The organism is Rhodococcus pyridinivorans, from assembly GCF_900105195.1.
Lineage (GTDB): Bacteria > Actinomycetota > Actinomycetes > Mycobacteriales > Mycobacteriaceae > Rhodococcus > Rhodococcus pyridinivorans.
Genome location: NZ_FNRX01000002.1, coordinates 4,119,767 through 4,143,888, shown reverse-complemented (window position 1 = coordinate 4,143,888; position 24,122 = coordinate 4,119,767). Strand labels below are relative to the sequence as shown.

Annotated in this window: 22 protein-coding genes and 1 pseudogene; 13 read left to right on the top strand and 10 right to left on the bottom strand. The window is 67.9% G+C overall.

What is annotated here, in order from left to right:
* Position 1: 1 nt before the first annotated feature.
* On the bottom strand, positions 2-1,069 hold the full coding sequence (locus BLV31_RS19575; RefSeq protein ID WP_064060668.1) for a sugar-binding transcriptional regulator: 1,068 nt from the start codon (positions 1,067-1,069) through the stop codon (positions 2-4).
* A gap of 128 nt (positions 1,070-1,197) precedes the next feature.
* Here BLV31_RS19575 and BLV31_RS19570 point away from each other — a divergent pair, with 128 nt between their 5' ends.
* The 4 genes from BLV31_RS19570 to BLV31_RS19555 are packed head-to-tail and all read left to right on the top strand — an operon-like array spanning position 1,198 to position 6,049.
* The gene (locus BLV31_RS19570) at positions 1,198-2,217 is read left to right on the top strand and encodes an NAD(P)-dependent alcohol dehydrogenase (RefSeq protein WP_064060667.1); all 1,020 of its coding nucleotides are present in this window, start codon (positions 1,198-1,200) and stop codon (positions 2,215-2,217) included.
* Between the two features lie 6 nt (positions 2,218-2,223).
* Positions 2,224-3,696 carry a mannitol dehydrogenase family protein gene (locus tag BLV31_RS19565; protein WP_064060666.1) on the top strand — a complete coding sequence of 491 codons (1,473 nt, stop codon included), beginning with the start codon at positions 2,224-2,226 and terminating at the stop codon, positions 3,694-3,696.
* Positions 3,693-4,625 (top strand): carbohydrate kinase family protein, encoded by a 933-nt coding sequence (locus tag BLV31_RS19560; protein ID WP_064060665.1) that lies wholly within the window; start codon positions 3,693-3,695, stop codon positions 4,623-4,625. Before BLV31_RS19565 ends, BLV31_RS19560 begins: the two co-directional genes overlap by 4 nt.
* On the top strand, positions 4,622-6,049 hold the full coding sequence (locus BLV31_RS19555; protein ID WP_064060664.1) for a xylulokinase: 1,428 nt from the start codon (positions 4,622-4,624) through the stop codon (positions 6,047-6,049). Before BLV31_RS19560 ends, BLV31_RS19555 begins: the two co-directional genes overlap by 4 nt.
* A 22-nt stretch (positions 6,050-6,071) precedes the next feature.
* Here the strand turns inward: BLV31_RS19555 and BLV31_RS19550 are convergent, their stop codons facing one another.
* Entirely contained in the window at positions 6,072-6,950 is an 879-nt protein-coding gene (locus BLV31_RS19550; protein ID WP_064060663.1) for a LysR family transcriptional regulator, read from the bottom strand.
* 76 nt (positions 6,951-7,026) lie between these two features.
* On the opposite strand from BLV31_RS19550, the gene BLV31_RS19545 reads away from it, so the two are divergent.
* The 4 genes and pseudogenes from BLV31_RS19545 to BLV31_RS19530 all read left to right on the top strand — a co-directional run bounded on the left by BLV31_RS19545 (position 7,027) and on the right by BLV31_RS19530 (position 11,554).
* Entirely contained in the window at positions 7,027-8,250 is a 1,224-nt protein-coding gene (locus BLV31_RS19545) for an MFS transporter (protein ID WP_064060662.1), read from the top strand.
* Between the two features lie 78 nt (positions 8,251-8,328).
* Positions 8,329-9,684, top strand: a complete 1,356-nt coding sequence (locus BLV31_RS19540) for a TrkH family potassium uptake protein (protein ID WP_064060661.1) — start codon at positions 8,329-8,331, stop codon at positions 9,682-9,684.
* Entirely contained in the window at positions 9,677-10,342 is a 666-nt protein-coding gene (locus BLV31_RS19535; RefSeq protein WP_072740535.1) for a potassium channel family protein, read from the top strand. The genes BLV31_RS19540 and BLV31_RS19535 overlap by 8 nt, the downstream gene beginning before the upstream one ends.
* A 62-nt stretch (positions 10,343-10,404) precedes the next feature.
* Positions 10,405-11,554: pseudogene (locus BLV31_RS19530) on the top strand (flavin-containing monooxygenase).
* A 22-nt stretch (positions 11,555-11,576) separates the two neighbouring features.
* Here BLV31_RS19530 and BLV31_RS19525 read toward each other — a convergent pair.
* The 7 genes from BLV31_RS19525 to BLV31_RS19495 form a co-directional block, all read right to left on the bottom strand.
* Positions 11,577-12,245, bottom strand: a complete 669-nt coding sequence (locus BLV31_RS19525) for a pentapeptide repeat-containing protein (RefSeq protein ID WP_064060660.1) — start codon at positions 12,243-12,245, stop codon at positions 11,577-11,579.
* A 112-nt stretch (positions 12,246-12,357) separates the two neighbouring features.
* Positions 12,358-12,909, bottom strand: coding sequence for a CGNR zinc finger domain-containing protein (locus BLV31_RS19520; RefSeq protein WP_006550632.1), 552 nt, complete (start codon positions 12,907-12,909; stop codon positions 12,358-12,360).
* Between the two features lie 275 nt (positions 12,910-13,184).
* Complete coding sequence (locus tag BLV31_RS19515) at positions 13,185-13,703, bottom strand: phosphatase domain-containing protein (protein ID WP_006550630.1); 519 nt, start codon at positions 13,701-13,703, stop codon at positions 13,185-13,187.
* Between the two features lie 25 nt (positions 13,704-13,728).
* Positions 13,729-14,802, bottom strand: coding sequence for an NAD(P)/FAD-dependent oxidoreductase (locus BLV31_RS19510; RefSeq protein ID WP_064060659.1), 1,074 nt, complete (start codon positions 14,800-14,802; stop codon positions 13,729-13,731).
* 140 nt (positions 14,803-14,942) lie between these two features.
* Positions 14,943-15,170 (bottom strand): NAD(P)-binding protein, encoded by a 228-nt coding sequence (locus BLV31_RS25590; RefSeq protein WP_248846210.1) that lies wholly within the window; start codon positions 15,168-15,170, stop codon positions 14,943-14,945.
* Positions 15,171-15,237: 67 nt separating this feature from the next.
* Positions 15,238-17,307, bottom strand: a complete 2,070-nt coding sequence (locus tag BLV31_RS19500) for an ATP-binding protein (protein ID WP_064060657.1) — start codon at positions 17,305-17,307, stop codon at positions 15,238-15,240.
* Between the two features lie 32 nt (positions 17,308-17,339).
* Positions 17,340-18,212 carry an SDR family NAD(P)-dependent oxidoreductase gene (locus tag BLV31_RS19495; RefSeq protein ID WP_064060656.1) on the bottom strand — a complete coding sequence of 291 codons (873 nt, stop codon included), beginning with the start codon at positions 18,210-18,212 and terminating at the stop codon, positions 17,340-17,342.
* A gap of 140 nt (positions 18,213-18,352) precedes the next feature.
* On the opposite strand from BLV31_RS19495, the gene BLV31_RS19490 reads away from it, so the two are divergent.
* Together BLV31_RS19490 and BLV31_RS19485 are read left to right on the top strand one after the other, a co-directional pair.
* On the top strand, positions 18,353-18,841 hold the full coding sequence (locus BLV31_RS19490; protein WP_064060655.1) for a VOC family protein: 489 nt from the start codon (positions 18,353-18,355) through the stop codon (positions 18,839-18,841).
* Positions 18,842-18,874: 33 nt separating this feature from the next.
* On the top strand, positions 18,875-20,197 hold the full coding sequence (locus BLV31_RS19485; RefSeq protein ID WP_064060654.1) for an MFS transporter: 1,323 nt from the start codon (positions 18,875-18,877) through the stop codon (positions 20,195-20,197).
* 25 nt (positions 20,198-20,222) lie between these two features.
* On the opposite strand, the gene BLV31_RS19480 is transcribed toward BLV31_RS19485, so the two are convergent.
* Positions 20,223-21,749, bottom strand: a complete 1,527-nt coding sequence (locus tag BLV31_RS19480; protein WP_006550623.1) for an acyl--CoA ligase family protein — start codon at positions 21,747-21,749, stop codon at positions 20,223-20,225.
* Positions 21,750-22,434: 685 nt separating this feature from the next.
* Here BLV31_RS19480 and BLV31_RS19475 point away from each other — a divergent pair.
* The 3 genes from BLV31_RS19475 to BLV31_RS19465 all read left to right on the top strand — a co-directional run bounded on the left by BLV31_RS19475 (position 22,435) and on the right by BLV31_RS19465 (position 24,079).
* Positions 22,435-22,788 carry a hypothetical protein gene (locus tag BLV31_RS19475; protein ID WP_006550622.1) on the top strand — a complete coding sequence of 118 codons (354 nt, stop codon included), beginning with the start codon at positions 22,435-22,437 and terminating at the stop codon, positions 22,786-22,788.
* 77 nt (positions 22,789-22,865) lie between these two features.
* Positions 22,866-23,474 carry a ClpP family protease gene (locus BLV31_RS19470; RefSeq protein ID WP_064060653.1) on the top strand — a complete coding sequence of 203 codons (609 nt, stop codon included), beginning with the start codon at positions 22,866-22,868 and terminating at the stop codon, positions 23,472-23,474.
* The gene (locus BLV31_RS19465; RefSeq protein ID WP_064060652.1) at positions 23,471-24,079 is read left to right on the top strand and encodes an ATP-dependent Clp protease proteolytic subunit; all 609 of its coding nucleotides are present in this window, start codon (positions 23,471-23,473) and stop codon (positions 24,077-24,079) included. The genes BLV31_RS19470 and BLV31_RS19465 overlap by 4 nt, the downstream gene beginning before the upstream one ends.
* Positions 24,080-24,122 lie beyond the last annotated feature (43 nt).

Sequence of the window (24,122 nt, the reverse complement as noted above, 5' to 3'; positions counted from 1 at the left end):
TCTACCTCATTTCGGTGGTGCCTCGTCCTTCGGGGTGCCGTTCTCGAGGGCGTTGGTCGGGATGGTCGAGCAGGTACTGGGCGCACGCGATGTCGCAGACGAGCATGTTCGCGAGACCGCCTCGGAGAGCACCGAGTACAGCGCGGTGCTTGGACTGTCCGCCGGTGACGAGAATCGTGGCGGGGCAGTCGCGGACGTCGTCGAGAGGTACCGACATGGTGCGGCTTTCGAGTTCGCCGTGCACGGCGGTGCCGTCGGCACGGAAGAACCGGCCGCCGATCTCACCGACCGCACCGAGGCCGTCGAGTTCGTTGAGCATCGTGGTGTCGAGGAAGCTGCCCTCGAACAGGGTGGTCGAGGTCGACACGGCGCCCACACCGAAGATCATCGCCTCCGCGCGGCGCCCGACCTCGAGCGTGCGGGAGATCAACGAGTCGGCGCGCATCGACGCGACCGTGGACGGATCGGCGTACAGCGGTGCGGGAAGCCGGAGCGGTTGCGCCCGAAGCTGTTCTGCGCAGCGGCCGAGGACGAACTCGGTACCTGTCTGGTAGGCGCTCATGGAGATGGAGCCGTCGAGTTGGACGATCGTGGCGCAACTGGCGACACCCGACGGGATGGCCTGTGCCACGGCGACGGTCTCCGGACCCCACGTGAATCCGAGGGTGTCGGAGGGGTGGAGACGGCGGGTGAGCAGGCCGGCGGCGGCGCGCCCGAGGGCGGTGAAGCTTGCGGAGTCCTCGATCGGACCCGCGTCGTCGACCCGGCGCCCGACCACCACGGCCTCGACGAGCCCGTATCGCTCTTCGAGTGCCCGTTCGGTCTCGGCGTGCAGGTCGTCGCGCCAGGCGGGTGGCACGGTGACCTCGATGCGCACCAGGCCCTGGGCGCGAGCGCGCGCGACGAGCCGGCCGGCGGTGGGACGGGAGACGCCGAGACGCTGCGCCACCTCGGCCTGCGTGAGTCCGTCGAGGTAGTAGAGCGTTGCGGCCCGCACGGCGAGACGGAGATCATCGGTGGATACCGGGCTCTCCGTGTCCGGGATGTTGGTGGGGCCGGGGGCGGTCACGAGCTCTCCTTGGTGTGAGCAGTATTCGGACGCTCCGTGAGCATCTGCTCAGGGGTGCGTGCATCTGCTCAGTACGTTAGCATCACAGTGTGACCCACACAACAGTTCGCCCGCCGCTCCCGGACACGATGCGTGCCGCCGTACTTCTCGAACCGGGCCGCATCGAGATGCAGGAAAGGCCACTACCTGCACCGGAGCCCGGCGACGTCCTCGTCCGGGTGACCACCGTAGGGGTGTGCGGTTCGGACGCGCACTACTACCGCGAAGGACGTATCGGCGAGTTCGTCGTGACCGATCCGATCGTGCTCGGCCACGAGGCTTCCGGGGTCGTGGTCGCGGTCGGGGACGGTGTTCCGCAGAGCCGGATCGGCGAGCGGGTCTCGATCGAACCGCAACGCCCCGACCCGCTCACCGAGGAGACGCGCCGCGGCGACTACAACCTGTGCCCGCACATGCGCTTCTTCGCCACACCGCCCGTCGACGGCGCGCTGTGCGAGTACGTCACCATCGGGGCGGCCTTCGCGCATCCCGTTCCGGACACCGTGTCCGACGATGCCGCCGCCCTGTGCGAGCCGCTGTCGGTCGGTATCGCGGCCGTCCGGAAGGCCCGTGTCACCGCCGGCTCACGAGTCCTCGTCACCGGTGCCGGGCCCGTCGGCATCGTCGTCGCACAGGTCGCGCGCGCCTTCGGTGCGGTCGAGGTCGTCGTCACCGACCTCGACGAGCGACGACGCGAGACCGCACTGTCGTTCGGGGCGAGCGCTGCGCTCGATCCCAGCGTCGACGACCCGTCGGCCCTGCGCGTGGACGCCTACGTCGACGCGTCCGGCGCCCCCGCCGCCGTCGATTCGGGCATCCGCGCGGTCCGTCCCGGCGGCACCGTCGTCCTCGTCGGATCCGGCGCCGAGACCATGACCCTGCCGGTGCAGTGGGTCCAGAACCGCGAACTGATCCTGACCGGCGTGTTCCGTTACGCGAACACGTGGCCGACCGCGCTCGCGCTCCTCGGGGCGGGACGGGTCGATCTCGACTCGATGGTCACCGCCCGGTTCCCCCTCGACAAGACCGCCGACGCACTCGAATCCGATCGGACACCCGGAAACATCAAGGCCGTCGTGGACGTGACCGATCCGGCGGGAAAGGACTGAAGATCCATGCACGTGAACGAGCAGACGCTTCCCGAGTTGGGTGTGCCCGTCCCGACCTACCGTCGGGACGACGTCTCCGTCGGCATCGTGCACTTCGGTGTGGGCGGATTCCACCGCGCGCACCAGGCGATGTACGTAGACCGGCTCCTCGAACAGGGGAAGGCGAAGGAATGGGGTATCTGCGGCGTCGGGGTGCTCCCCGGTGATCGCCGTATGCAGGAGGCGCTCGCCGTCCAGGACCACCTGTACACGCTGGTGCTCACCCACCCCGACGGCACCTGGGAGCCGCGGGTGATCGGCTCCATCGTCGACTATCGTTACGCCCCAGACGATCCCGAGGCGGTCGTCGAGCTCCTCGCGGCCCCGACCACCCGGATCATCTCGCTGACCGTCACCGAGGGCGGTTACAACATCCGTCACGACACCGGTGAGTTCGACGTCGACGATCCGGCCGTGCAACACGATCTGCGGTCCGGCGAACCCCCGGCCACCGTCTTCGGTCTCGTCACCGAGGCTCTCGCCCGGCGCCGGGAGCGAGGACTGCGCGCTCCGACGGTGATGTCGTGCGACAACATCGAGGGCAACGGAACCGTCGCGCGTCGCGTCTTCAGCGAATACGCGCGCCTTCTGAATCCCGATCTCGCAGAATGGATCACCGAGCACGTCCGTTTCCCCAACTCGATGGTCGACCGGATCACCCCGGTGACCACCGACGAGGTGGTCTCGGCGCTCTCCGAACGCTTCGACGTGCAGGACCGCTGGCCGGTCGCCGCCGAACCCTTCACCTCCTGGGTGCTCGAGGAGGACTTCGCCGACGGGCGACCGCCCTTCGAGGATGCGGGAGTCCAGATCGTCGACGACGTCGCTCCCTACGAGCTGATGAAGTTGCGTCTGCTCAACGCCGGTCACCAGGGACTCTGCTATTTCGCGTATCTCATGGGATACCGCCTCGTCCACGAGGCCGCGCAGGATCCGCTCCTCGCCGGATTCGTCCGTGCGTACATGGACACCGAAGCGACACCGACCCTGAAACCGGTGCCGGGCATCGATCTCGACGAGTACAAGACCACCCTGATCGAGAGGTTCGCGAACCCCGAGATCCGGGACACGATCGCACGCCTGTGCGCCGAGTCGTCCGATCGCATTCCGAAGTGGCTGGTGCCCGTGATCCGGGAGAACCTTGCCGCCAATGGGCACGTGCGGTTGTCCGCGGCGATCGTCGCTTCGTGGGCGCGCTACGCCGAAGGCATCGACGAACAGGGACAACCGATCGAGGTGGTCGACCGGCTCGCCGACACGCTCGTCCCGATCGCGCGAGGACAACTCACGCATCCCACCGCCTTCATCGAGAACGCCGAGGTCTTCGGTGATCTCGCGCAGAACCACCGTTTCGTCGACGCCTACACCTGGGCGCTCAACGCCCTGCACAGCGACGGCGCACGCGCCACCCTGAAGGAACTTCCGGGGGAGCCGGAATGAACGGCCACGCCCTCGTCGTCGGAGAAGCCCTCGTCGACATCGTCCACCGCGGCGGCGCCGAACCCGTCGAGCACGTGGGCGGGAGTCCGCTCAACGTCGCGCTCGGTCTGGGCCGGCTCGGCCGGCCCGTGCAGTTCACGACACGCGTCGGCACCGACGCCCGCGGACGGCGGATAGTCGATCACCTCGCGGCCTCCGGGGTGTCGCTGACGCCGGGGAGCGCAGCAGCCGAGCGCACGGCGACCGCGCAGGCGGAGATCGACGAGAAGGGTTCCGCGACGTACGAATTCGACATCGTCTGGGATCCTGTCGAGCCGCCGCCGTCGGTGGACGCCGTGCTCGTGCACACCGGGTCCATCGCGACGGTGCTCGAACCCGGCTGCGATCTCGTCGCCGAACTCGTTGCGCAGCAGGCAGGAACATCCACGGTGAGCTTCGATCCGAACGTCCGACCGGCGCTGATCGACGACCCGGCGCGCGGACGGGAACGGATCGAACGTCTGGTCTCGCTCGCCGACGTGGTCAAGGCCAGCGACGAGGACCTGACGTGGTTCGCGCCCGATCGTAATCCCCTCGACACCGCGCGGGATTGGCTCTCGCGAGGGCCGGCGATCGTTGCGGTGACCCGTGGAGAACAAGGTGCGGTGGCGCTGTGCGCGGCCGGGACTGTCGAGGTACCCGCCGTGCGGGTCGAGGTGGTCGACACGGTCGGCGCCGGCGACGCCTTCACCACCGGTCTGCTCGACGGATTGTGGACCTGCGGTCTCCTCGGGGCCGACCGTCGGGAACGACTGCGTGGCATTGGGATCGACGATGTGCGCGATGTGTTCGACATCGCCGCGTGGACGTCCGGTCTGACGGTGGCCCGCGCCGGTGCCGACCTGCCCACGCTGGCCGACCGCACCGCGGCCCGGGAGGCGGCGCGATGACGCTCGTCGCCGGGATCGATTCGTCCACCCAGTCCTGCAAGGTCGTCGTGTGCGACGCCGACACCGGGGCCGTCGTGCGCGAGGGTCGCGCTCCCCATCCGTCCGGCACCGCGGTCGACCCGCTGGAGTGGCGTGCTGCCTTCGAGCGGGCGTGTTCGGAAGCGGGCGGACTCGACGACGTCTCGGCGATCTCGGTGGGAGCGCAGCAGCACGGCATGGTGTGCCTCGACGAGCGCGGCGACGTGGTCCGCGACGCGTTGTTGTGGAACGACACGAGATCCGCAGCGGCAGCGACCGATCTCGTCGACGAGGCCGGTGGCGCGGGCGCGTGGGCCGAGGCCGTGGGGGTGGTCCCGCTTGCCGCGATCACCGTCGCGAAGGCACGCTGGCTCGCCGACCACGAACCCGGCAATGCCGACCGCACGGCGGCGTTGTGCCTGCCGCACGACTGGCTGACGTGGACGATGCGCACCGACCGCGACCTCGACCGGCTCGCCACCGATCGCAGTGACGCGAGCGGCACCGGCTACTTCGACGCATCCACCGACACCTACCGACACGATCTGCTCGAACAGGCCCTGCGCCGGCCGAGCCCATTCCTCCCGCGGGTCGCCGGGCCGGCCGAGAGTGTCGGGGAGACGGTCGCCGGTGCCCTGCTCGGTCCGGGGGCCGGCGACAATGCGGCGAGCGCGCTGGCTCTCGACGTCCGCGAAGGCGATGTGGTCGTCTCGATCGGCACGTCGGGCGTGGTGTGCGCGGTGTCCACGACACCGGCCCGCGACGCAGACGGTTACGTCGCGGGATTCGCCGACGCGACCGGCCGGCATCTGCCACTGGTGTGCACGCTCAACGGGGCCCGGGTACTGGACGCCACCGCGACGATGCTCGGGGTCGACCACACCGAGCTCACGCGGCTCGCATTCTCGGCGCCGGCGGGCAGCGACGGACTCGTGCTGGTCCCGTATCTGGAAGGGGAGCGTACCCCGAACCGTCCCGGCGCGACGGGCGCCCTGCACGGGCTGCGGCTCGGAACGGCGACGCCCGCGCATGTCGCCCGCGCGGCGTTCGAGGGCCTGCTGTGTTCGCTGGCCGACGGCATCGACCACATCCGGGCTCAGGGCACCGAGGTCCGGCGGGTGCTGCTCGTCGGCGGTGGGGCGCGCTCGCAGGCGGTGTGCGAGATGGCACCGGCGGTGCTGGGCATGCCTGTCGACGTTCCCGAACCGGGGGAGTATGTGGCGCGGGGCGCCGCCAGGCAGGCGGCGTGGGTGCTGCGCGGAGGCGACGAGCCCCCGGCGTGGGAATCCGGCGCGACACGCCGCTACGAGGCCGACCCGACCCCGCACGTGCGGGAGCGCTACGCGGAGGTGCGGGACCTGACGGACGGTTCGGACATCGCCCTGGAATCACGCTCGGTGGGATGAGAACACTCGCTCGGCACCGGGGTCATGCGATCGGATCGGTGAGCAGGTCGAGGAAGAGTCTCGCGGCCCTACTGGGGGACGCGTTGGTGCGGCCGACGAGTGCGAGAGTGCGGCACCGGTTTCCGGTGTTCATGCGAATCCGCCGAAGCCCGCTGCGCTGCGCGATCGGTTCGGGCACGACCGCCACTCCGAGGCCGTAGCGGACCAGTTCGAGGAGCCGGTCCATGTCGCCGACCCGGAACGTGATGTGCCGGTGCACTCCCGCAGCCGCGAACAACGACTCGATCGTGGTCTGCAGACCGGTGCCCGCGTGGAAATCGACGAACGAACAGGACTGCAGGTCGTGCATCTCGATGTCCGTCACCGCAGCGAGCGGATGATCCGGGGCCGCGACGACGGTCAGTTCCTCACGGTAGGTCCGGAGGGCGGTCAGCCCCGACCGGAGCGGGCGTGCATCGAGTGCGACGAATGCCAGGTCCAACTCCGCTGTGATCACGGCATCGAAGAGTTCGTCCGTGGTCGCTTCTCTCAGCGTCACTCCGATTCCCGGAAACCTGCCGTGCAGGCGCGCCAGCAGTGCGGGGAGGTCCACTGCGGTGAACGTCTGCACCGTCCCCAGCGTCAGTGTGCCCAGTTCTCCGGTCCGCAACCGGCCGACGGCGGCCACCGCGTCCTGTGCTTCCCCGAGCATTCTCTGCGCATATGGATAGAGCACCTTGCCGGCATCGGTCGGGACCACCGAGCGGGTGGTGCGTTCGAACAACGGTGTTCCCAGCTCGTTCTCCAGCGCGCGGACGGAGGCGCTGAGGGCCGACTGGGACAGGTGCACGGATTCGGCGGCACGGGTGAAGTGACCGTGCTCGACGACCGCCAGGAAATGGCGGAGCTGACGAAACTCCATTGATCGATTCTACTTCTGGGATCGATCAATTTATCCCGTTGGACAGATCGGTGGACGGCGTTCGACGATCGGATCCATGTCACGCACCGATATCTCGACGCCTCGCATGGATCGCCGACTCGTCGCGGTGATGGCCCTTGCCTCGGGGTTGGTGGTGGCCAACAGCTATTACGCGCAACCGCTGGTCGGCGCCATCGCCGAGACCTTCGACGCCTCCACTGCCGAGGTCGGGCTCGTGGTCACGGCAGGACAGATCGGGTACGCGCTCGGCCTGGCGTTCCTCGTTCCCGTCGGGGACATGGTCGAACGACGGACACTCCTACGCTGGATGCTCCTCGTCACCGCTGCCGGTTTGCTGGTCATGGCGTGGTCGCCGGACTGGCGGATCCTGGCGGCGTGCGCCGTCCTGGTCGGTACGGGATCGGTCGTGGGCCAGGTGCTGGTGCCTTTCGCGGCGAGTCTCGCCCGCGACGACGAGCGCGGACGTGTCATCGGCAACGTCATGACCGGTCTGTTGCTGGGCATCCTGCTGTCCCGCGTGGTGGCAGGACTGATCGCCGAGGTGGCAGGCTGGCGGGCGGTGTTCGTATGCGCAGCGGTGCTGATGCTGCTCACCGTGCTGTTGATCCGCACCCTGCCGGAGTCGGTCCCCACCACCGATGCCGGGTACCGTGCGGTGCTGGCCTCGGTACTCCGACTGATGTCCGCCGAAGCCGTTCTGCGGCAACGGATCGCGTACGGCGCACTGACGTACGCGTCGTTCGGGGTGTTCTGGACGAGCGTGGGATTCCTCCTCTCCGGACCGGGATACGGGTGGTCCGATGCGCGCATCGGGATGTTCACCCTCTTCGGGGTCGCGGGTGCGTTGGCCGCCCGTGTGGCGGGTGCTCTCGCCGACCGGGGATATGCGCGTCGCCAGACCGGATTCTTCGTCGCCGTCACCGCGGCGAGTTTCGTGCTGCTCGCCGTCGGGGAGCGTCACGTCGTCGCGCTGGCGATCGGGGTCGCACTGCTCGATCTGGGGATCCAGGGAACACACATCAGCAACCAGAGTCTGATCTACCCGCTTCGGTCCGACGCTCGAAGTCGCCTCAACACCGCCTACATGACCTGCTACTTCCTCGCAGGATCGCTCGGGAGTGTGCTGTCCACCCTCGCGTACTTCGGTGGAGGCTGGAAAGCGGTGTGCGTGCTGGGGGCAGTCTTCCCCACCTGTGGTCTCGGGCTCTGGATTCGCGAGATGCAGGGCGTGAGGCGTGCGCGGACATGCGTTCCCGTCGAACAGGCCGGGAACGCCTGACACCGCAGTGATCCCCCCGAGATTCCGGACGTGCGGCCGGCGGGTCTAGTGTTCGGCGATGTGAGTAGACGCACCGAAGTGGTGTCCGCGCCGATCCGGCGCCTCGCGAACCGGTTGACGCACAGCCCGGCCAGGGTGGTGGCGCTGGGCTTCGCCGCAGCGATCGCGGTGGGCACGGTGCTGCTGCTGACCCCGGCCGCGACGCAGTCGGGTACCGGAGCAGGCGTGATGGCGGCGCTGTTCACCGCGACCTCCGCGACGTGCCTGACCGGCCTGATCGTCGTGGACACGCCCACCCACTGGTCCGGATTCGGGCAGGGTGTGATCGTCGGGCTGATCCAGGTGGGTGGACTCGGCATCATGACGATGGCCTCGTTGATCGGTTTGGTGCTGGCCGACCGGATCGGCCTGAAGGCCCGGCTCAACGCTGCGGCGGAGGTTCGTACGTCCGGACTCGGCGACGTCCGCAGTGTCGTCGTCGGTGTGGTGCGTACCAGCGTGCTCATCGAAACCGTCGTGGCGTCGGCCCTGGCGCTCCGTTTCGCCGTGGGCTACGACGAAACCCCGGCCCGAGCGGTGTGGCTGGGGGTCTTCCACGCGATCTCGGCGTTCAACAACGCGGGGTTCGCTCTCTATAGCGACAACATCGTCGGGTTCGCCGCCGATCCGTGGATCTGTGTGCCGTTGATGATCGCGGTGATCCTCGGTGGCATCGGGTTTCCGGTGCTGTTCGAACTCGGCAGGCACCTGAGAGGACACCGGAAGCGCTGGTCGCTGCATACCCGGTTGACGGTGGTGGTGACCGCGGTGCTTCTGGTGGTGGGCCCGCTGCTGGTCCTGGCGCTCGAATGGAATCACACTCTGCAGGGGCACGATTGGGGCGCGAAGCTTCTCACGGCCACCTTCCAGGGCGTCATGCCGCGCACCGCGGGGTTCAACAGCGTCGACTACGCCCAGGTGGACAACGCGACATTGCTGGTGACCGATGTACTGATGTTCATCGGAGGCGGGAGCGGCGGCACCGCCGGCGGTATCAAGGTCACGACGTTCGCCCTGCTGTTGTTCGTCATCGCCGCCGAGGTCCGGGGCGAGAAGTCCGTGACGGTGTTCGATCGGCGCATCGATCCGCGTCTCCAACGCCAGGCCCTGGCGGTGGCGTTGATCGGTGTGGCGCTGGTGATGGTGCCGACACTCGTGCTTCTCGCCGGTACCGCATTCGACCTCGACGTACTGCTGTTCGAGGTCACCTCGGCGTTCGCGACCGTGGGGCTGTCCACCGGCATCACCGCTCAGTTGCCGTCCTGGGGACAACTGATCCTGGTGGCGCTGATGTATCTGGGCCGGATCGGACCCATCACGCTCGTCAGTGCATTGGCGGCCCGAGACCGTGGTCGCCGCTACGAACTACCCACAGAAAGGCCCTTCATTGGCTAGGAAACCGGCCGCCGATGTCGTCGTCGTCCTGGGGCTCGGACGATTCGGCAAATCGCTTGCGCTCGAACTGATGGCTCAGGGCACCGAGGTGCTCGGTATCGATGCGAGCGAAGCGGTGATCGAGAAGGTGTCGGGCCGGCTCACACACGCCGCCGTCGCCGACACCACCGACGAGGAATCACTTCGGCAGTTGTCGGTGCACGAATACGGCCGGGCGGTCGTGGGGATCGGGTCCGACCTCGAGGCGAGCCTCCTCACTGCCTCGGCGTTGATCAACATGGCGGTACCGAACGTGTGGGCCAAGGCGATCAGCAACGCGCACGCCCGGATCCTCACCCAGATCGGTGTGCATCACGTCGTGCGACCCGAGCACGACATGGGCAAACGCGTTGCGCACCTGGTGCGTGGGCGGATGATGGACTACATCGAGTTCGACGACGGCTTCGCCATGGTCAAGACGGTCGCACCGGCATTCGCCGTAGGAAAGCCTTTGTCGCAGACGACGATCCGAAGCCGTTACGGCGTGACGGTGGTGGCGATCAAGCGACCGGGGGAGGGATTCACCTACGCCACGGCCGACACCGTGATCTCTCCCGGCGACACGATCATCGTCTCCGGGCAGGCGCGCGAGACCGAACGGTTCGCCGAACTGGCGTGAGGTCGGATCGGGCGACGGGAAAGGGTGTCGGCCGTCACGCCCCCACGTGTCATACTTTTGGTATGACGCCGGGTAACGCCTACGTTCACCACGATGTGGTCGTCATTGGTGCCGGTATCTCCGGTCTCGGTGCCGCGGTCCACCTGCGCCGACACGGTATCGACTTCGTCGTCCTCGAGAAGGCCGACGCGATCGCCGGAACCTGGCGGGACAACACCTACCCCGGCTGTGCATGCGATGTGCCGTCGGCGCTCTATTCCTACTCCTTCGCGCCCAACCGCGAGTGGTCCCGCTTGTTCGCCGGACAGGCCGAGATCCGGCGGTACATCGAAGGCGTGGCCGAGACGAACGGAGTGCTCCCGCACATCCGGTTCGGCACCGAGATGCAGCGCGCCCGGTGGGACGACCGTGCCGGGTGCCCACGAAATGTTGCGACGATCCGAGTACGCGATCATGGAAATGCTGGGGCTCGGCTTCCGGAACCCGGTGTTCATGAAGGCGCTGCAGCAGGTCGGCCGGGCATGGTTGCGTCTGCAGGTGCACGACCGGCGACTACGCGACCTCCTCACACCGGAGTACACGCCGGGTTGCAAACGCATGCTGTTCTCCAACACCTACTACCGATCCCTGACCCGGTCGAACGTCGAAGTACATCCCACCGCCGTGGCGTCGGTGCGGGGAAATGTGGTGATCGGCGGCGACGGTGTCGAACGCGAGGTGGACGCCGTCATCTTCGGTACGGGTTTCCACATCCTGGACATGCCGATCGCCGGGCGGATCGTCGACGGGCAGGGTCGTAGCCTCGACGATCACTGGAGTGGCAGCCCCCAGGCGTATCTCGGAACGACGGTCGCCGGTTTCCCCAATGCCTTCGTGCTGCTCGGCCCCTCGTTGGGCACCGGACACACGTCCGCCTTCACGATCCTGGAAGCGCAACTGGGATACGTCATGCAGGCGCTGATCCGAGCGCGGCAGGAGGGATGGACCCGGATGGAGTCGCGACGGGCCGTGCAGGATGCCTTCAACCGGACGGTGCAGGACGCACTCGACGGGACGGTGTACAACGCCGGCGGTTGTCGTAGTTACTTCTTCGATGTCAACGGCCGCAACAGTTTCAACTGGCCGTGGTCCACGGACCGGATGCTGCGGGAGCTGTCGACGTTCGACGAGGCGGCGTTCGATGTCTCCTCGGTCCCACCCGTACGAATGTGATCGGTCGGGCGGGGAATCGTCCTCAGGAGGGGTCTTCGATGCGCAGACCGAGATGAGCGGCGAAGTGTCCTGCCAGTTCGACGGCCTGATGGGCGCTGATCGTCGCACCCTTCATACCGCCCATGTTGCGGATCGTGTCGATCCGCAGGCCGCGCAGATCCACCTGGTCGAGGGTTGCGCGGTCGACGTCGAGGACGCCGACGGAACAGTCCTCGAAGGCGACGCGGGTGAACGTGCCGCCTCCCAGATCCAGTTCGTCGAGGATGCAGCCGCGGAAGAGCACGTCGCGTCCCGTGGCGGCCCGCAGATTGACCAGGCCGAGTTTCGAATCCGCGATCGTGACGCTGCGCAGATCCGCGTCGAAGAGGTCCAGCGCACCGATCCGGCTGTCCCGGATGTGCACGCGGTGCAGGCCGCTGCGCGGCGCGAACAGATTTGGTGCCTGCATGCGCTCGACCAGAGTGTCGCGCAGGCGTGCGCTCGTGAGGTCGCTGTCGGCGACGATCGGTGCGACGAGCGAACATTCGGACAGGATGATCCCGGCCAGATCGCGACCCGTCAGGTCGGTGTCGGTGTAGCGGCTGTTCTCGAAGATTCCGTGCGCGAGCAACTCGTCGCCGTCCGCGTCGGTGAGGACGCCGAGGTCCGGGGCGTCGATCCTCGGCGGGCGGGTGGTGGAACGAGCAGCCATGGTTCTCGGGGCCTCCGGATCGGTGGGGTGTCTGCGGTCCAGCTTCCCAACCCGTCGGGTTCGCGGGAACGTGGGGGACAGGCCCGTTCCCGATTGCGATGTGCTACTCGGGCTATGCGGGTCGACGCTGCTGGGCCGCTCGCGCTCGGTGCCGGCGCACTGCAGCGCGGTTCGCGCAGCGCACGGAGCAGTACTGCTGGCGGCCGTTGCGGGTGATGTCGACGACCACGGCCGAGCACGGGTTGGTCGGGATGTCCGCTGCGGCGCACCGGTGGAGGCGGTGCATTCCACGAGTGGTGAGGTGCAGTGCCGTGCCGACGCTGATCACCGCGCGCAGTACGTCGGGGAGCGGTTGGACCTCGTCGCGGTAGTGCAGGTGCCACCCCTCGCCGTCGTGATCGGTCAGCCGGGGATAAGCCGCTGCGGCGGCCATCTGCTCGTTGAGCAGGCGCGCACGTTCCCTGGGGTCGGACGCGTCGACGACGGCGAGCCAGTCGTCTATGACCTCACGGGTGCGCTGATGGTCGTCGGGCGCGGTCGGGAAGTCCATGGTCATGCCCACCTCGCGGGTACGGGCCATGATGCCGGCCCGATCGTCGGGCCAGTCGCCGGCCAGTGAGGCCGCGAGGAGGACCGCATACTCGCCGTAAGGGTTGAGATGCATAAGGGCATTACATCATGGTGGTGGGCATGGCCGCCATCGAAGCTCGGAACCCACAGGAATGCCCGACCTCGACCCGTCCTCACGAACACGCATGGAGTGTGGAGTCGAGCCACGCCACGTCGATCGGACAGGTGCTGTACGTGCGCTGTGTCGGGTGCGGGACTCGGCGTGTCGATCTCGGCGCGGCCCCGTTCGTTCCACCGTCCACGCTGAGTGCCGAAGTGTCCCAGCATGATTGAAACATCGTTCGAGAACCGGGTATGCGCCGGTGCTCGTCAGAAGTCGCCCTCGGCGACCTGGAAGCACACCAGTCCCATCCGTCGCCACATGCGCACCACCTGATCGCGATCGTCGAGCACCGCGATGATGCGATAGCGGTGCCGGATGTGACGGTCGAACAGCTCGGCCTTGACGATCGAATCCTTCCGGTTGTCGCCGGCCGGACGCATGTACAGCTCGTCGTAGGGGATGTCGTGCCGGGCGAGCCACTCCTCGGTTTCCGGTCGGCACACGCCGTCGCGTCCCGAGAGCAGCACGATCACAGCCCTGTCGGGTGCGGCGGCGAACGCGCGCACCGCGGCCTCGACCGCCGGGGAGACGGTGTCCTCGCCCACCCTGTGCCAGTGGAAGGGACTCCGGTCGCTCATGTGCGCGAGCGTTCCGTCGATGTCGACGAGCCAGGCCGCCGGCAGCGTCGGATCCTCGACGTATCCCGCCGGTGGTGGGGGCGCGGTGCTCGGCGGCCGGTGCCGTTGCCGCCCCGGTTTCCTGCGATCGCGCGTCTTCTTCGTCACGGACGATGCATACCCACTCCGACGACTACGTGTGCATGCGCCCGGCCCGCGAGAGGGACGAAGATCGTGCGGCCGGACCGGCGGGTCCCGGAGACGACCGGCGAGGCGGCATCGCGGATCCGTCGGCTCGGCGCCACGGCCACGCGACCGAATGCGAAATGTTCTGTCGGACAACACGTGCCATGATTCCTGGGCGCATCAATGCCGATGGGGGATCCAGCAGTCCGGACACCCGGGCGAACGCTGTGCCCACCTTCGTGTCGTATGCGGCTGCCGCGTGCACCATTGGTACGTATGCATTGCCGATCCTCGTCTTCGGATCCCGCCGGCCCTCGACACCGGGGAACGCGAGATCGCCACCGGTGGACATCGCCCAGGCATCGTCGACGACACGTGCGAGCTTCCGCTGAACGGCAGCGGACGGCCCGTGGTCGTCGAGGAGGCGGCCCATTGCGGTGGCTTCGAGGGCGGCGACCGTCATCCCCTGGGCATAGATCGGATCGAAACTGCAGAACGCGTCGCCGAGGACGAGGAATGCGTCGGGAAATCGGTCGAGAAGGTCGTAGCGATGCCACGTGCTCGCCCGGAAGCGATACCGGACGACATCCTCGACCCATTCGGCATCCGCGATCGCGTCGTACACGTCCGGGTACCTCAGGGACCGTGCGAATTCGAGATAGTCCCTCCGGGTCGCCGGCACGGTTTCGCCGCGGACCCCGATCAGGGCCACCATGCACCGATCTGATTCGAGGGTGAGCAGGGCGGCACCGCGTGGATGTTCGGGCGTGGGCGCCATGACGATGCCCCGGTCGCTGCCGAGTGCAACCGAAGACGCACGGAACACCGCGGTGGCGTAGCCGACATCGAGTTCGACGGTGTCGACCCGGGGCTGCGGGCAGCCCTGTCTCCCGAGCCATTCGGAGGCGCGGGATCCGCGTCCGGTCGCATCGACGACGAGGTCGGCATCGAGCACCTGCTCGGCGCTTCCGTCGGCATGGCGGATGATCCGCGCACCGACCACCCGGCTCCGGTCCGCGGTCGCGACGAGACCCGCGGCATCACACCGTTCGACGATCTCGACGTTCGCCAACGCGGCCACACGGTCACGAATCCGGCGCTCCAGCAGCGAGCGGCCGGCTGCCAGTACTCGAAGACCGCTCGGCCCCTGACGAATCCGGTGACCACTGAGAATCCACCGTACGTCGCCCAGGTGGTCGAGGGTGGGAACGCCTGCAGCGGTCAGCTCCTGTGACAACCCGGGGAACATCTCCTCGAGGAGTTGCTGTCCCCCGAGATCAGCACGTGGATGTGCCGTCCCTGGGGCACCCCACGGCGTGGTTCGTCCGTGGACGGCAGCCGGTCACGATCGATCACCGTCACCTCGGCGAACCTGTCCGACAGGACACGGGCCGCCGACAATCCGCTCATGCTCGCGCCGAGAACCACGGCGCGCTCTCCGATCGGCATGATCACACCTCCTCCTCGGAATCGATCGTCGCTGCGGAAGGTGCTCGGTCGACAGGCCGGAACCTCCTCACATGTGCTCACGGCCGGACGGTGCCTCGCCGTACACCTCCAGATCCCACAGCCATCCGACGACGCGGGTGACGCCGCGGGTCAGATGTCGGCGGTACGTACTGAACGGCAGCCCGAGTCTGGCTGCCGCTGCTTCCTGTGTTGCTGCGCCGCGCACGTACGTGCGGTCCACCGCGCGGAAGAGCTTGTCGTCCCGAGGGTCGCTCGCCAAGGAATCGATCGCCTCACGAAGGAGCGCGCGCAACACCACCGGATCGGGATCGTCGGGAGAGGACCGTTTGTGGAGGACCCTCGTGTGCAACAAGGGATTACGAGAGAGGAGATCGGGCCGACGGAGGTCGTGCAGCGCATTTCGGACTGCCCCCGCGAATTCTTTCTCCGACAGCGCGAGAGGCAGGGACATCGTGGGCTCGGGACCGCTGTGCCCCTGAGCCAGAGCACGATCGGTTACGACGGTGAGCCACTCGTCGACATCCCGACGGCGGAAGTCGTGAGCGAACAGTCCGTAGTGACGATCGCCGACCGTGAAATCCGCTCCTTCGGCACGGGGGAGATCTGCGACCGCGAAGTACTCGTTCCACCGGTCGGGCTCCGCCAGCGCCAGGAAGTCCCACGACAGATGCGGCAGGGTGAAATAGCGCTGGAAGGTGAGCACCGGAACCGAGTTCATTGTCGGAGAAGGATTCTGGTAGTCAGCGCGGTCGATGACGATGCGTGTGATCGCGACACACTCGCCGGGACGGGAAGGCGCTGTCCGCCGGGCGAAATCCCACGCGGCTCGCGTCGCCGGGTCGGCACGGACATCCTCGGGTGACGCTCGCGAGAGTTCCAACAGACCGAGCACACCACGTATCGATCCGTCGGTGTCGCGCAACACGAAGAAACCCTCGGGTTGTCGCTCGAGCCATCGTCGCGCGTGCACCGCGGATTCGTCTCCCTCCGACGTCCGCACGAGATCGACGATCGCGGAGTGATCGGCCTGCTCCGCACGTTCGGGTTGCGCGCTTCCCCACGACTGCCAATCCACCGGCGACAGCACACCGGGGAGATTGCGGAACACGAACTTCAGGTCCACGATGGCCTGCTGCTGTTCGCATTCTCCTGCAGAATCGAGACCGCGGCGAATGCCCTTCCACACGCGGTGGAAGGTGTACCGGTAGGCATCGGGATCGCGCCAGCGCAGATCGGCGTCGAGGACATCGCGTGCCAGATCGTGGGGAAACAATCCGTCCGGCCCTGCTTCGACGAACGACAGCTCACGGAGCCATTCGAACTCGGCGTGTGCATCGGTGAGCTCGAGGGCGTCACGCAGCAGGGCTTCGGTGGTCACCCGGGCGAGCGCACACACTTCCAGGGCGCGGCGATGTGCGATCTCCGGCTCGGTATCGAGAAACCGTCGGAGCAACATCCCGACGAGATCCGGAGGCCACGGCACACGTACATCGCCTCCTCGGACGAAGACATCCGTGAGCAGACCGAGCCCGAGCGGATGTCCGTGCGTTGCCCCGATGATCTCGTCGTGCAGTTCCTCGGGAACCCGCGCAGCGGTGAGGTAGGCAGCGCTCGTAGCGGGGTCGAAATTCCTGAGAGACACGATCCGGAGCAGATCACCCCAACCCGGATCGGTGCGCCATCCCGCGGAGGGCGGTGACCTATCGGCGATCACCGTCAGCATCGTCGCAGGAAGGCCGGGAAGAAAATCGGTTCGGATCCAGTCGTCGAGCACGCGTAGCCGCTCGTACGAGTCCAGGAGGAGCACCCTCGGCCGGTCGCCGATGTAGCGATCCACCGACGCGAGGACCGAGCCGGGCGACGCATCCGTGTTGCGCCCGTCGATCACAGTCACCGCGCGATGGCTCCGTTCCGCAAGATCGGAGATCGCGCCGAGCAAGCAGGTCTTGCCGATGCCTCCCGGACCGTACAGGTACAGCACGGCGATCGAGGGTTCGGGGGAGTCCAGTGCGGAGCGAACGATCTCGAGTTCGGCATCGCGACCGACGAACACACGTCGCGCCCGTGCGGCGAGACGATCGCTGAGAGGCCGTGAGGACCGCGAGGCGCTCCCCATGCCACCCGATACTACGCCCGGGGGACCTACACCTAACGGTCGGGCAGTCCGACGAGCCGTGCGCTCTCGCGCCACGACCGTTCGGCCTGCTCGTCGCTGCGAGCGAGCACCGACGGTTCGCCGCGGCGCAGTGCGAGATAACCCCGGCCGTCCGGAACGTCGATGTCACCGAGAACGAGGTCTGCGAGCGTGTTCCCGGCTTCGGTCTGCGTGTTGAAGGTGTCCTGCACGATGCGGAGGAACATGCCGGCCCGCGTCCCGAGGCCGCGCCACGCCAGTCGCATCGGAGTGGGGAGTGCTCGTGCCAGACCGGTTCCGAAGACCTGGCCGGGATCGAAGGCGACCGCGGTGATCCGTCCGGCTCGAACCGTGTCGTCCTTCGACAACCTCCGCATCGTGAGGACGGTGCACAGTTTCGAGGCGGTGTAGGCGTGCTGTCCGGCCTTGCGGGGATGCGTATCGAGGTCGGGATCCCGTTCAGGGTGGGCGAGCAACCCGGCGTCGCCATGTCGTGGCGGTACCAGTCCCGCACCGGTCGCGGGGTCGCGTGTGCCGCTGGTGGTCGCAACGACGACGGCCCGGTCCGCCAGAGCCGGAAGCAACGGGCGCAGCAGCAGGTAGTGGGCGAGATGGTTGACGACGAAGGTCGTCTCGAAACCGTCGACGGTCCGCGCGGCGACGTCGCTCCGGATCATCCCGGCGTTCAGCACGAGCCCGTCGATCCGGTCGCTCCGCTCGCGAACCGTCGCCGCGAAGGTACGAACGGAATCGAGGGAGGACAGATCGAGCGGTAGTGCCTCTCCGGTGGATGCGGCGTGCCGGGCACTGTGGACGAGGCGAATCCCGTCTGCGCCCGAGATCCGTTCGGCGGCGATCGCCCCGAAACCCGACGTGCCTCCGGTCATAACCGTTGGGGCATGCGTTCCCCCTACGAGCACGGGAGCCCTGCGGCTCGGCCTGCGAGTGCGCACGGCGATGAGAATCCGGGCCGGACAGGGTCTGCCTTCGTGACAGTGGAACACATTCGACGACACGAGGAGTCACGATGCCCAGGATCACTCCGTGGTTGTGGTTCGACATGAACGCCGAGGAGGCCGCGAACTTCTACATCGGCATCTTCCCCAACTCCGAGATCGGTGAGATCACCCGCTACACCGAAGAGTCCACCGGAGTCGACATCCCGGTCCCGCCCGGGACCCCGATGACGGTCGAGTTCTTCCTCGACGGTCAGGTCTTCTACGGACTCAACGGGGGACCGCAGTTCCGGTTCTCCGAAGCGGTGTCCCTCCAGATCGACTGCGCCGATCAGGAGGAGGCCGACCACTACTGGTACGCGCTGACCGCCGACGGCGGCGAGGAATCCGCCTGCGGATGGTTGAAGGACAAGTACGGCCTGTCGTGGCAGGTGGTACCGAAACGGCTGAACGAACTGCTCGCCGACCCCGATCCGGAGGTCGCGAAGCGCGTGACCGCCGCGATGATGAAGATGCGCCGGATCGACGTGTCGGCGCTGGAGGCCGCCGCGCGCGGCTGATCGGCGCCCGAGCGCTGCGGTACGTTTCGGTGCATGACCACTCGCACCCAGCGGCTCGACGACCTGCCGTTCACCGGCAGACATCGCCGCCTGCTGACCGGCTCCGGCGTGGGCTGGGCCCTCGACGCCATGGACGTCGGGTTGATCTCGTTCGTCATGGCAGCCCTGGCCGTGCAGTGGGATCTGTCGTCGACGCAGCTCTCGTGGATCGGATCCATCGGCTTCGTCGGCATGGCGATCGGTGCGTCCCTCGGTGGTCTGCTCGCCGACCGCATCGGACGCCGGCAGGTCTTCGCCGCGACGCTGCTCGTCTACGGTCTCGCGACCGGCGCGGCGGCGCTGTCGACCTCGGTGGCGATGCTCATCGTCCTGCGGTTCGTCGTCGGACTCGGTCTCGGCGCCGAACTGCCGGTCGCGTCGACGCTGGTCAGTGAGTTCGCGCCCCGCAAGGTGCGAGGACGCGTGGTCGTGGCCCTCGAGGCGTTCTGGGCGGTCGGCTGGCTCCTGGCCGCTCTCGTCGGTTATCTCGTCGTTCCTGCCGGCGACAACGGGTGGCGGTGGGCGCTCGCCGTCGGGCTCGTCCCGGCTGCCTACGCCCTCGTCGTCCGGTTCGGCCTACCCGAATCGGTGCGCTATCTCGAGAGTCGCGGACGGCACGCGGAAGCCGAGGCGATCGTGCGCGACTACGAGCGCTCGGCCGGTGTCACGTCCGTTCCGGAGGACGAACAGCCCGTCCGGACCGTCGCGGAAGTCGAGCGCGCACCCCGAGGCTCGGTGTGGGCGCCGAACCTGCGCCGCCGCACGGCGGCGCTGTGGATCGTGTGGTTCGGCATCAACTTCTCGTACTACGGCGCGTTCATCTGGCTGCCGAGCCTGCTCGTCGCGCAGGGCTTCGACCTGGTCACCTCGTTCGGCTACACGCTGCTCATCACGCTCGCCCAGCTACCGGGCTACGGCGTCGCGGCGTGGCTGATCGAGGTGTGGGGACGCCGCCTGACTCTGGGGGTCTTCCTCGCCGGATCGGCAGTCTCGGCGGGGCTGTTCGGGCTCGCCGAGACTCCGTCGACGATCGTCGCGGCGGGCATGGCGCTGTCGTTCTTCAACCTGGGCGCGTGGGGTGCCCTGTACGCGATCGGACCCGAGCTGTATCCCACGCCGGTGCGGGGCGCGGGCACCGGTTCGGCGGCGGCCTTCGGGCGGCTCGCGTCGATCATCGCGCCGCTGCTGGTGCCGGTGCTGCTGGGCGCCGGCGGCAACGGTCTCGTCTTCGGTGCGTTCGCGGCATCGTTCGTCGTCGCCGCGGTCGCGGCATTCACGCTGCCCGAGCGGGCCGGGACGGTTCTCGACGAGAGGTGACGTCGGGAACCGCCCCGGCCGGTGCTCAGAGACGCTCGCGCAGTTCGACCTTGCGGATCTTGCCCGAGGCGGTCTTCGGCAGGGCACCGAAGACGATGCTGTCGGGAACCTTGAAACCGGCGAGCTGCGAACGCACATGCGCGCGCAGTTCCGCTTCGTCGGCACTCGCGCCGCTGCGCAGTGCCACGTAGGCGACGGGACGTTCGCCCCACTTCTCGCTCGGCGCCGCGACGACGGCGGCCTCGAGAACGGCCGGATGGCTGATGAGCGCCGCTTCGACCTCGACGGACGAGATGTTCTCGCCACCGGAGATGATGACGTCCTTCGCGCGGTCGCGGATCTCGATGTAGCCGTCCGGATGCATGACGCCGATGTCGCCGGTGCGGAACCAGCCGTCCGGCACGGCGCGGGCGGTCGCGTCCGGGTTGTTGTAGTAACCGAGCATCACGTTGTTGCCGCGCAGCGCGATCTCACCGGTCGTCTCACCGTCGGCGGGAACGTCGGATCCCATCGGGTCGACGATGCGGAGTTCGCCGGCCACGACGTTGCCCACGCCCTGCCGCGAGCGCAGCCGTGCCTTCTCGTCCTCGGGGAGGACGTCCCATTCCGAACGCCACTCGCAGATCGCCGCCGGGCCGTACGTCTCGGTGAGCCCGTACAGGTGCGTGATGTCGAGTCCGAGCGCGGTGCACCGCTCGATGAGGGCGGGCGCCGGCGGTGCGCCACCGATCGCCGCGACGACACGATGGTCGATGCCGCCCGCATTCGGGGCGTCGACCAGCGACGCGAGAACGGTCGGCGCGCCGCACAGGTGCGTGACGTTCTCGGTGCGCACGAGATCCCAGATCCGCTCGGGGTCGACCTTGGGCAGGCACACGTGCGTGCCACCGGCTGCTGTGACGGCCCAGGTGAACGTCCAGCCGTTGCAGTGGAACATAGGCAGCGTCCACAGATAGGTGGATCCGCTGTCGAGCCCGAAATGCGCGACCATCGCCAGGGCCTGCAGGTAGGCGCCGCGCGCGTGGTACATCACGCCCTTCGGATCACCCGTCGTGCCGGACGTGTAGTTCAGGGCGATCATGGTGCGCTCGTCGGCGAGCGGCACGCACCGATGACGGGCGGCGGCGAGCTTGTCCTCGTAGTCGTCGCCGACGACCGTGATCGACGGCAGATCGGCCGTGGCCTCGCGGGCCAGGTCGGCCAGCGACTCCTCGACGAGCAGGACCCGGCTGCCCGAGTGCTCGAGAATGAACCGCAGTTCCGGCGCGGTGAGGCGCGTGTTGAGCGAGACGAGCACGGCGCCCGCGTAGAGCACACCGTAGTGCGCCTCGAGCATCAGCGAGGTGTTCGGCGCGAGTACTGCGACACGGTCGCCGGGCTCGACACCGAGAGCGTGCAGCATGCCCGACTGTCGCAGGCACCGATCGCGCAATTCGGCATAGGTGCGACGGATGTCGCCGTCCACCACTGCGAGGTCGTCACGGAAGACCCGGGCGGAACGGTCGAGAAATGCCGTGGGCGTGAGTGTTTCGAAACTGAATTGCTCGGTCACGTCTGTCGGTGCTCCTTCGGATTACGTCGCGCGCGCACTCCCCATCGCGAACGATGATGCGCACACCTCCCCGTGTGCTGTGAGGGCGATGACCATTCTTCCAAGAGCCGTTACCGATCTTGAACAGGGTCCACCCCTTTTTCCGTACCGGCTGAACGCTCCGTCTGCCGTTGACCGGACCCGGAATCCGGCGTTCACTGAAAGGCACCGTGCTCGTCCACGAGAGAAGGCGAGTGGTATGAGTGCTCGGCAGAACGAAGCCCGCCGAACCTCCCGTCCGGCGCGGCGGCCGACCGCGACGCGCGCGAGGGCCACGGAGACGGAGACTCCCGTCGAGCCTGTGCGGACGCGCAGCCGTCGACCTCGCGAGCCCGAGCCCACCGCGCGGCGTCGCACCCGCGAACCCGAACCCGCTGCACGGCGTCGGGACCGCGACCCCGGAACCGGCTCGCGGCGCACCTCGACCCGAACCTCATCCCGATCGACCACTCGGACATCGACCCGTTCGGACGCCACGCCCCGCTCTCGTGTGAAGCCGGCGCCTCCGAAGGAGAGACGACGACCGCGTCCGCCGGCGAACGACGCCCGGGCAGGGAAACCCACCCGCCCCGGACGTGAGCGGACACGATCCGAGCAGACCCGACCCGAGCAGGCACAGCCGGAACCCACATCGCTCCTCGAGAGGTTGAAGGATGCGCTGCGGGCCGGTGTCCGCAGCGCACTGGCCGAACTCCGGGGACTCGGGGCGAGACTGATCCGGAAGATCCGCGGATGGGTGGACTCGCTCCTCGGCGAGGTCACCAGCGGCGGCGTGGGATTGCAGGCGGTCCTCGCCGGCATCCGAGCCGCGCTGGAGGGTCGCAATCCGGCCCTCGCCGCGCTGGGCGGGCTGATTTCCGGACTCAGCACCAAGGCGAAGATCGGCCTGGCCGTCGTGATCACGCTGGTGCTGCTGCTCGGACCGGTCCTGCTCGTGCTCCTTCTGCTGGCCGTCCTCGTCGCGGTGGTGATCAGCGCCGTCCGGTCCGCGGGGGACTGATCTGCCGGAACGACCGGTCCGTCTGCCGTGAGCAGACGAACCGCCGGTTCGCACCCATCGGGGGTCAGGCTGGCTGCATGACGACCACCGAACCATTCTCGTACCGGGACCAACTGGCCGACAGGCTCTTCCGTCAGCGCATCCTGCGACTGACCGGAGAGGTGGACGACGAGATGGCCGAGCGCGTCTGCTCGGAACTCGTCCTGCTCGCCTCCGCCGACGACCGGCGCGACATCGTCCTGCATATCAACTCACCCGGCGGATCCGTCTTCGCCGGCCTCGCCATCTACGACACGATGCAACTCGTCCCCAACGACATCGTCACGGTGGCAGCGGGATTCGCCGCCAGTATGGGCCAGGTCCTGCTCGCGGCGGGCACCAAGGGCAAACGCGCGAGCCTCACCCACAGCCGGATCATGATGCACCAACCCTCGGCCGAATTCTCGGGGACGGCCGTCGACATCGCGATCCAGGCCGAAAATCTCGAGTACATGAAACTGCCGTCGCAGCAGATCCTCTCGGACGCCACCGGGCATTCACTCGAAGAAATCGAACGCGACAGCGACCGCGACCGGTGGTTCACCGCCGAACAGGCACGCGAGTACGGCATCGTCGACACGGTCGTCGGTTCGCTCGCCGAACTGGCGCCGTTCGTCGCGGGACGACAGATGGGACTGGGACGATGAGCACCTACACGATCCCCAACGTCATCGAACGCACCCCGGCGGGCGAGCGGTCGTTCGACGTCTTCAGCCGGTTGCTCAACGAACGCATCGTCTTCCTCGGCACCGAGATCGACGACGGGGTCGCCAACGTCGTGATGGCCCAGATGCTGCATCTCGAGGCCGAATCTCCCGACCGGGAGATCGGCCTGTACATCAATTCGCCCGGTGGATCGTCCACCGCGATGCTCGCGATCTACGACACCATGCAGTTCCTGCGTCCGAAGGTCGCGACCTATTGCATGGGACAGGCCGCTTCGGCGGTCGCCGTGCTGCTCGCGGCCGGAGCCCCCGGTCGCCGGCACGTGCTCGCACATTCGCGGGTGCTGCTGCACCAGCCGTCGGCGCAGGGGCAGGGCACCATCTCCGATCTGGCCCTGCAGGCGGCGGAGGTGATGAGGGTGCGGGCCCAGACCGAGGAGATCCTGGCCACGCACACCGGGCGCGACATCGACCGACTGCGCCGCGATACCGATCGCGACCGGATCTTCTCGCCGACCGAGGCGGTGGCCTACGGCCTCGCCGATCACGTCGTCGTCGACCGGGACGGATGTGTAACGGGCCCGTAACCGCAGTTAACCGAGCACATGACCTGGCGCCGATAACGTCGGC

Coding starts and splice junctions, on each gene's coding strand:
- BLV31_RS19570 (WP_064060667.1), top strand. CDS start 1,198: ATGCGTGCCGCCGTACTTCTCGAACCGGGCCGCATCGAGATGCAGGAA.
- BLV31_RS19565 (WP_064060666.1), top strand. CDS start 2,224: ATGCACGTGAACGAGCAGACGCTTCCCGAGTTGGGTGTGCCCGTCCCG.
- BLV31_RS19560 (WP_064060665.1), top strand. CDS start 3,693: ATGAACGGCCACGCCCTCGTCGTCGGAGAAGCCCTCGTCGACATCGTC.
- BLV31_RS19555 (WP_064060664.1), top strand. CDS start 4,622: ATGACGCTCGTCGCCGGGATCGATTCGTCCACCCAGTCCTGCAAGGTC.
- BLV31_RS19550 (WP_064060663.1), bottom strand. CDS start 6,950: ATGGAGTTTCGTCAGCTCCGCCATTTCCTGGCGGTCGTCGAGCACGGT.
- BLV31_RS19545 (WP_064060662.1), top strand. CDS start 7,027: ATGTCACGCACCGATATCTCGACGCCTCGCATGGATCGCCGACTCGTC.
- BLV31_RS19525 (WP_064060660.1), bottom strand. CDS start 12,245: ATGGCTGCTCGTTCCACCACCCGCCCGCCGAGGATCGACGCCCCGGAC.
- BLV31_RS19520 (WP_006550632.1), bottom strand. CDS start 12,909: ATGCATCTCAACCCTTACGGCGAGTATGCGGTCCTCCTCGCGGCCTCA.
- BLV31_RS25590 (WP_248846210.1), bottom strand. CDS start 15,170: ATGCCGATCGGAGAGCGCGCCGTGGTTCTCGGCGCGAGCATGAGCGGA.
- BLV31_RS19500 (WP_064060657.1), bottom strand. CDS start 17,307: ATGGGGAGCGCCTCGCGGTCCTCACGGCCTCTCAGCGATCGTCTCGCC.
- BLV31_RS19495 (WP_064060656.1), bottom strand. CDS start 18,212: ATGACCGGAGGCACGTCGGGTTTCGGGGCGATCGCCGCCGAACGGATC.
- BLV31_RS19490 (WP_064060655.1), top strand. CDS start 18,353: ATGCCCAGGATCACTCCGTGGTTGTGGTTCGACATGAACGCCGAGGAG.
- BLV31_RS19485 (WP_064060654.1), top strand. CDS start 18,875: ATGACCACTCGCACCCAGCGGCTCGACGACCTGCCGTTCACCGGCAGA.
- BLV31_RS19470 (WP_064060653.1), top strand. CDS start 22,866: ATGACGACCACCGAACCATTCTCGTACCGGGACCAACTGGCCGACAGG.
- BLV31_RS19465 (WP_064060652.1), top strand. CDS start 23,471: ATGAGCACCTACACGATCCCCAACGTCATCGAACGCACCCCGGCGGGC.